Source organism: Aphanothece hegewaldii CCALA 016, from assembly GCF_003007785.1.
GTDB classification, from domain to species: domain Bacteria; phylum Cyanobacteriota; class Cyanobacteriia; order Cyanobacteriales; family Microcystaceae; genus Chroococcus; species Chroococcus hegewaldii.
The window spans coordinates 1-3,157 of the sequence record NZ_PXOH01000086.1; the positions used below are offsets into that span (position 1 = coordinate 1).

At 37.8% G+C, this 3,157-nt stretch carries 1 protein-coding gene and 1 pseudogene; both read left to right on the forward strand.

Going from position 1 to position 3,157, the window contains the following annotated elements; translation table 11 throughout:
- Positions 1–252 (forward strand): annotated as a pseudogene (locus C7H19_RS26055) (calcium-binding protein); the annotation flags it as partial.
- Between the two features lie 393 nt (positions 253–645).
- A partial coding sequence (locus C7H19_RS25450) for a beta strand repeat-containing protein (RefSeq protein WP_146136602.1) occupies positions 646–3,157 on the forward strand: 2,512 nt, incomplete at its 3' end.

Sequence of the window (3,157 nt, forward strand, 5' to 3'; positions counted from 1 at the left end):
AAAGTTGTTGATGATACCATTGTTCTAAGCGCGTCAGGTTTTGCCGGTGGGTTAGCAATAGGTACACTTGCTGCAAATCAATTTATTATCGGTTCTGCGGCAACTACAGCAGCCCATCGCGTGATTTATAATTCTACTACTGGCGGTTTATTCTTCGATGTAGATGGCGTGGGTGCTACCGCAGCGACTCAGTTTGCGATCCTCGATCCCGCTTTGCTTCCCACTAACGCTGACTTTTTAGTAATAGCATAATTGATGTAGGGGTTTGGTATCCAAACCCTTACAATGTGTAGTTATTATTTATAGATTTGGTATTAAAGAAAAAATTTAGAGCAGTTTTAGGATAGTACAGGGAATAAAGATTATTAAAAAAATCTAAAAAAATTGTAAATTTAATTATTTTTTTTTATTGTATTTTCAAGTCAATAAAAATTTATTGTTAACAAAATTTACATTTAATTAAAAGTTTATCCAGCTTGTAATTTCAATAAAATATGACTTTTTTCTGTATGTATACGGTTGAAAAAATAAATTATTAAAGAATATAATAGATACAGTACAGTTTCGTAGTAGTACCTAAAAAACTTGATCAAGTTTGTCTTACTTACGACATTAAAGTTAACGAACTAAAAAAGGTGTAAAACAATGCCAACTTTCACAGGTAATAATTCTAATAATTCATTAACAGGAACAAATGAAGACGATATAATTTTAGGCTTAGGCGGTAATGACACGCTTTCAGGATTAGACGGAAATGATAGTATTGAAGGCGATATTGGCGACGATAGGATTAATGCGGGTTTAGGAGAGGATATAGTTAATGGAGGAGATGGCAGCGACCTACTAATTCTAGATTATTCTAGTAATACCTATACTGGAACTTCTCCGCAAGCTGGAATAGATACCTATATTTACAGTAATGGTGCAGGTGGTTTCAACGGTTATTACTACGCTTACTATAATACTAGCTACAATTTAAATTCAGTAGACTTTTTTAACATCGAACGCTTTCAAATTACAGGAACATTAGCCAATGATAAAATTACCACAGGGTCTGGAGATGATACGATTAATGGGGGTGCTGGAGATGATACCCTTAATGGTGGTGCAGGGATAAACGTCATCAATGGTGGAACTGGAACCGATATTCTAGTTGATGCCGATTTCAGCGTAGCAATTACCAATTTAACTATTAATGATCTTGGCACAACATCGATTAATCTATCCAATGGTACTCTTGTCAGCAATGTTGAAAACTTCACTAATTTAACTACAGGTAGTGGCAATGATAAGATTAACTTTAGCCAACGCTTCAATAATAACATCAACACAAGTAGTGGCAATGACACCATTAACGCAGGGTTAGGAAATGATACAGTTGATGGAGGAGACGGAAGCGACATATTAACTTTAGATTATTCTAGTAATACATATACTGGAACAACCCCATCATCTGGTATCGTTACGAGTATCTACAGCAATGGTACAGGAGGATTTAACGGTTCTTACTATGCCTACTACGATAGTATCTACAATTATGATTCAGTCAATTTTTATAACATCGAGCGCTTTTCGATTACGGGAACATCAGCCAATGATAATATTAGTACAGGGGATGGCAACGATACTATTAATGCTGGTGGTGGAGATGATACTATTAATGCTGGTGGTGGAGATGATACCATTAATAGCGGTGACGGAAATGATACTATTAACGGTGGTTTAGGAACCAACGTTATTAATAGCGGTTTAGGAAATGATAGTATTAGTACAGGTGATGGCAACGATACCATTAATGGGGGTGACGGAAATGATACCATTAATGGCGGTGCTGGGTTCAACGTTATCAATGGTGGAACTGGAACCGATATTCTCATTGAGGCTAATTTTAGTACAGCTACTACGGCTTTAAGCATTAATGAGACAGGCACAGCCGCAATTACTTTAAGCAATGGAACCAGTGTATCAAATATTGAATTGTTCATTAATCTATCTACAGGTAGTGGCAATGACACGATTAATTTTAGTCAACGCTTAAATAACAATATCAACACGGGTAGCGGGAATGACACGATTAATGCTGGTTTAGGATACGATACCGTTGATGGAGGAGACGGAAGCGACTTACTAATTTTAGACTATTCTAGTAATACATATACGGGAATTTCTCCCCAGACTGGCATTAACACTTATATTTACAGTAATGGTGCAGGAGGATTTAACGGTTCTTACGGAGCTTACTATAATAGTAGCAACTATGACCAAGTTAACTTTTCCAACATCGAGCGCTTCTCTATTACTGGTACACTTGCCAATGATAATATCAGAACAGGGGACGGAAATGATACCATTAATGGGGGTGACGGAAATGATACCATTAATGGCGGCGTGGGAATCAACGTTATCGATGGTGGAAGTGGAACCGATATTCTTGTTGAGGCTAATTTTAGTACAGCGACTACGGCTTTAAACATCGATGAGACAGGAACAACCCCAATTACTTTGGGTAATGGAACCAGTGTATCAAATATTGAAAACTTCACTAACTTAACCACTGGTAGTAAGAATGACACGATTAACTTTAGCCAGCGCTTCAATAACAATATCAACACGGGTAGTGGGAATGACACGATAAACTCAGGATTAGGAATTGATACCGTTGATGGAGGGTTAGGAATTGATGTCTTAATCGTCGATTATTCTAGTAATACATACACGGGAAACCCTCCACAAGCTGGCATCGGCACTTCTATTTATAGTAATGGTGCAGGAGGATTTAACGGTTCTTACGGAGCATACTACAATAGTAGCTACAACTCTGATTCAGTTAGCTTTTCCAACATCGAGCGCTTCTCTATTACGGGAACATCAGCCAATGATAATATCACCACAGGGACTGGCAATGATATCATTAATGGCGGTGACGGAAATGATATCATTAATGGCGGTGACGGAAATGATACCATTAATGGCGGTGACGGAAATGATACCATTACTGGAGGCGCGGGAATCAACATCATCGATGGAGGCGCGGGAACTGATACTCTTATTGATGCCAACTTTAGTACAGCCACCATTAGTTTAAGTTTTGTTGATACTGGAAGTACGCAGACTCCGATTACTCTGTCTAATGGTACAAGTATATCGAATTTTGAAT